The following is a 4,392-nucleotide window of genomic DNA, read 5'->3' on the forward strand; positions in this document are numbered from 1 at the left end:
GAGACATCCTCACAACAGCGCGTCGTGACTGTGCACCCAATCGGACCTTGACAGGCTGTCACAGTCATCAGCCACCCCTGGGGACAGCCGACTTGCGCTACCCCCCTGCTGATCAGCTAATGTCTGGAGCACGCCGAGGGGCGAGGCCGAAAAGCCGAAGCCCACGGAGTACATGCGGGTGTAGTTCAGTAGCAGAACATCCCCCTTCCAGGGGGAAGGCGCAGTGTGCAATTCCTGTCACCCGCTCTGCACCGCCGGTCCTGAGCAGCTTGTGGATCAGGTAGGCTGGTGCTCGCACCGATCGGTGGGAGCCGGTCGGGAGCAGTGCGGACGTAGCTCAGTTGGTAGAGCGCAACCTTGCCAAGGTTGAGGTCGCGAGTTCGAGCCTCGTCGTCCGCTCCAGGCTCCGCAAGAAACCCCAGTCATCGACTGGGGTTTTTTCGTGCCTCGACGGCTTTCGGCCGACCCCTGACATTTGTCATGGCGAGCGATGACACCGCGCACTGCTTCCGCGACCCGGCCGCCGGGACGCTTGAGCCATGGAACACAGCGAACACGAACACGTGATTGAGGTCACAGATCTCCGTCGTGTCTACGGGGGCGGGTTCGAGGCGGTTTGCGGAATCACCCTCTCCGTGGCCCGCGGCGAGATCTACGCACTGCTGGGCACCAACGGAGCGGGGAAAACCTCGACGGTCGAACTCCTGGAAGGCCTCGCGCCGCCGGACGGCGGCCGGGTGCGGGTGCTGGGCCACGATCCCTACCGCGAGCGGGCAGCGGTACGGCCGCGCACCGGCGTCATGCTCCAGGAGGGCGGCTTCCCGGCCGAACTGACCGTCGGCGAGACGGTACGGATGTGGGCCGGCTGTACGACCGGGGCCCGGCCGCCGGGCGAGGCGCTCGGCCTGGTCGGGCTCGGCGGCAAGGCCGGGGTACGGGTCAAGCAGCTCTCCGGCGGGGAACGGCGCCGCCTCGACCTGGCGCTCGCGCTGCTCGGGCGGCCCGAGGTGCTGTTCCTGGACGAGCCGACCACCGGACTCGACACCGAAGGGCGCCGGGACACCTGGGAGTTGGTCCGCGCACTGCGCGACACCGGGACGACCGTGCTGCTCACCACGCACTACCTGGAGGAGGCCGAGGACCTCGCCGACCGGCTCGCGATCCTGCACGCGGGACGCATCGCGGTCACCGGGACCCCGGCCGAGGTGACCGCCGCCCAGCCCGCCCGGATCTCCTTCCGGCTGCCCCCCGGCTACTTCCTGGGCGACCTGCCACCGCTCGGCCCGCTCGGGGTGAGCGGACACGAGCTGGACGGGGACGTGATACGCCTGCGGACCCCGGAGTTGCAGCGCACCGCCACCGGGCTGCTGGCCTGGGCCGAGAAGGCACGGGTGGAACTGCACTCCCTCGACATGCGCTCGGCCTCCCTGGAAGAGGCGTTCCTGCACATCGCTCGGGAGACAGGGGCGGCGGCATGAGCGGCATCACCGGAGAGGACCGGCGCATGGGCGCCGGGAAGCTCCCCGCCGTCGGGAGCGGCCGCTGCACGGGCCGGTCCCGGCGACGGGTCCTGGCCCTGGCGCGGGCGGAGTTCGTGCTGCTCGGGCGGAACCGGAGTGCCGTGGTCACCGCGCTGCTCGTGCCCCTCGCGCTGCCGTTCAGCGTGCGGCCCGCGATCGACCAGGCCGATCTCAAGGGGGTGAACCTCGGCACCCTGATGCTCACCGCCGCCATCGGCTACTCCTTCCTCTTCGCCGTGTACACCTCCCTGGTGAGCGCGTACGTGGCTCGCCGCGAGGAACTCGTCCTCAAGCGGCTGCGGACCGGGGAGCCGACCGACACGGAGATCCTGGGCGGCACCGCCCTGCCCGTCGTCTGCCTCGGCCTGGCGCAGGCGCTGGTACTGGCCGTCGGCTGCGCGGTCCTGCTCGACGCGGGTACGCCGAAGGCGCCGTACCTCACCGTGCTGGGGCTGCTCACCGGCCTGTCGCTCAGCGCCGCGCTCGCCGCACTGACCTCGGCCGTCACCCGCACCGCCGAGAGCGCCCAGGTCACCGCGCTGCCGCTGGTCTTCGTCTCGATGGTGGGCTCGGGCATCGCCCTGCCCACCGACCTCCTGCCCCACCGCGTCGCCGCCGTCTGCGCGTTCCTCCCGCTCTCCCCGGCCGTCCGGCTGGTCCGGGCCGGCTGGACCGGCGAACTGAGCGCGTACGACGCCTTCGGCACCGTGCTCACCGCGCTGGCCTGGACCGTCGTGGCGGTGTTTGCTGTACGGCGGTGGTTCCGCTGGGAACCTCGGCGCTGACGGAGGACGGGACCGGGATGGGCGGGGCAGGCGGCTGGTGGCGGGGGAAGACCACCCCCGCCAAGGTCGAGACGTACACACGGTGGTCGTTCCACTTCTTCGCGGCGATCGAGGTCATGGCGATCGGGCTGCCGGTGTTCGGCGAGGCCGGACCGGTACTCGGCGGCTGGCTGATCGCGCTGGTCGGCGCCCACGCGGCGCTCTGCGCGGTGACCGCCTCCCGGGCCCTGGACTGGGCACGGGGGCTGCGGGAGCAGCCGGTGCGGCTGCTGTGGCTGCTCGGCGCCGCCACCTACGTGGTCGGCGTCACGGCGCTGGTGCTGCGGGAGCACGGCGGCCCCGGCAAGGACCTGCACGGCGCGGCGGCCACCGTCTTCGTCGGGGTCCTCGCCTTCGGTGCCGGCACCCTGGCGCTCGGCGTCCGCGAGCGGCGCCGGGTGGTGGCCACCGTCGCGGGCTTCGCGTGCGGGGCCGGCGCGGTCTCCTTCCCGCTGGGCGTGCCCGGGGTCGCCGCGCTGGTCACGGCGTTCGCGGTGCTCCTGGCCGGCGGATTCCTCGCCGCCACCTCGATCTTCTCCGTGTGGCTGCTGAACGCCGTCTACGCGCTCGACGAGGCCCGTGAGACCCGGGCCCGGCTCGCCGTGGCGGAGGAACGGCTGCGGTTCGGGCGCGACCTGCACGACGTCCTCGGCCGGAACCTGGCCGTCATCGCCCTCAAGAGCGAACTGGCCGTGCAGCTGGCCCGGCGCGAACGGCCCGAGGCCGTCGAGCAGATGGTCGAGGTGCAGCGGATCGCGCAGGAGTCGCAACGGGAGGTACGGGCTGTCGTCCGGGGGTACCGGGAGGCCGACCTGGGCGCGGAACTCGCCGGAGCACAGGGGGTGTTGGCCGCGGCCGGGATCTCCTGCGAGGTGACGGGGGACACCGCCGGGCTGCCCGCCGAGGTGCAGTCGGCGCTCGGGTGGGTGGTGCGGGAGGCCACCACGAACGTACTGCGACACGGGGACGCGGGACGGTGTGCGGTGGGGGTGCGGATACGGGAGGGATCCGTGGTGCTGACGGTGGAGAACGACGGAGCCGCGCCCTCGCGCGCGGGAGGAGGGGGGAGCGGGGTGGAGGCCGAGTCCGGGGTTGCTGAAGTCGCCGGGGCAGCGCATGAGGCCGGGGCTGCCGGGGCCGCGGACAGGACCAGGGGGGCCGGGGCCGCGGGCGGAGCAGGGCTCCCCAGCGGCGGTGGAGCCGGGTCCGGGCTTGTCGGGTTGCGGGAACGGCTCGCGGTGGTGGACGGGACGCTGGAGGCCGGACCGGTGGGACCGGACGGTTTCCGGGTGGTGGCCTCGGTGCCGCTGTCCGGCCGTACGGCCGACCCGAGGGTGAGCGGAGTCACCTCATGACGACTGCGGTACGGCTGCTGCTCGCCGACGACGAGCATCTGATCCGGGGCGCGCTGGCCGCCCTGCTGGGCCTGGAGGACGACCTGGTCGTGGTCGCGGAGGCGGCGAGCGGACCGGAGGCGCTGGCCATGGCGCGCGCCCACCGGCCCGACGTGGCGGTGCTGGACCTCCAGATGCCCGGGGCGGACGGTGTGAAGGTGGCCACATCGCTGCGGACCGAGCTTCCCGGCTGCCGGGTGCTGATCGTGACCGGCCACGGACGGCCCGGGCATCTGAAACGGGCGCTCGCGGCGGGTGTGCGCGGGTTCGTCCCGAAGACGGTCAGCGCCCAGCGGCTCGCCGAGATCATCCGCACCGTGCACGCGGGAAACCGTTACGTCGACCCGGAGTTGGCCGCCGACGCGATCTCCGCCGGGGACTCGCCGCTGACCAGCCGGGAGGCCGAGGTGCTGGAACTGGCGGCCGACGGTGCGCCGGTCACCGAGATCGCCGAGCGGGCCGCGCTGTCCCCGGGAACCGTGCGCAACTACCTCTCCTCCGCCGTCACCAAACTCGGTGCGGAGAACCGTCATGCGGCAGTGCGTCTCGCACGGGAGCGAGGTTGGGTATAGTTGCTCTCGCGCCACGGCGCATGCGGACGTAGCTCAGTTGGTAGAGCGCAACCTTGCCAAGGTTGAGGTCGCGAGTTCGAGC

At 72.4% G+C, this 4,392-nt stretch carries 4 protein-coding genes and 2 tRNA genes; all 6 read left to right on the forward strand.

Translation table 11 applies throughout. The features are described from left to right. The first annotated feature begins 174 nt into the window (after nucleotides 1-174). The 6 genes from ABZ646_RS41030 to ABZ646_RS41055 all read left to right on the forward strand — a co-directional run bounded on the left by ABZ646_RS41030 (nucleotide 175) and on the right by ABZ646_RS41055 (nucleotide 4,310). Nucleotides 175-246, forward strand: a tRNA-Gly gene (locus ABZ646_RS41030). 80 nt (nucleotides 247-326) lie between these two features. Then, a tRNA-Gly gene (locus tag ABZ646_RS41035) sits at nucleotides 327-402 on the forward strand. 137 nt (nucleotides 403-539) lie between these two features. Continuing rightward, on the forward strand, nucleotides 540-1,478 hold the full coding sequence (locus ABZ646_RS41040; RefSeq protein WP_360531200.1) for an ABC transporter ATP-binding protein: 939 nt from the start codon (nucleotides 540-542) through the stop codon (nucleotides 1,476-1,478). Nucleotides 1,479-1,504: 26 nt separating this feature from the next. Further along, nucleotides 1,505-2,305: an ABC transporter permease gene (locus ABZ646_RS41045; protein WP_360531206.1), complete on the forward strand. Its 801-nt coding sequence runs from the start codon at nucleotides 1,505-1,507 to the stop codon at nucleotides 2,303-2,305. 17 nt (nucleotides 2,306-2,322) lie between these two features. Continuing rightward, nucleotides 2,323-3,699 (forward strand): histidine kinase, encoded by a 1,377-nt coding sequence (locus ABZ646_RS41050; RefSeq protein WP_360531209.1) that lies wholly within the window; start codon nucleotides 2,323-2,325, stop codon nucleotides 3,697-3,699. Continuing rightward, the gene (locus tag ABZ646_RS41055) at nucleotides 3,696-4,310 is read left to right on the forward strand and encodes a response regulator transcription factor (RefSeq protein WP_360531203.1); all 615 of its coding nucleotides are present in this window, start codon (nucleotides 3,696-3,698) and stop codon (nucleotides 4,308-4,310) included. Before ABZ646_RS41050 ends, ABZ646_RS41055 begins: the two co-directional genes overlap by 4 nt. The last annotated feature ends 82 nt before the right edge of the window (nucleotides 4,311-4,392 follow it).

This window comes from Streptomyces sp. NPDC007162, from assembly GCF_040634175.1.
Lineage (GTDB): Bacteria > Actinomycetota > Actinomycetes > Streptomycetales > Streptomycetaceae > Streptomyces.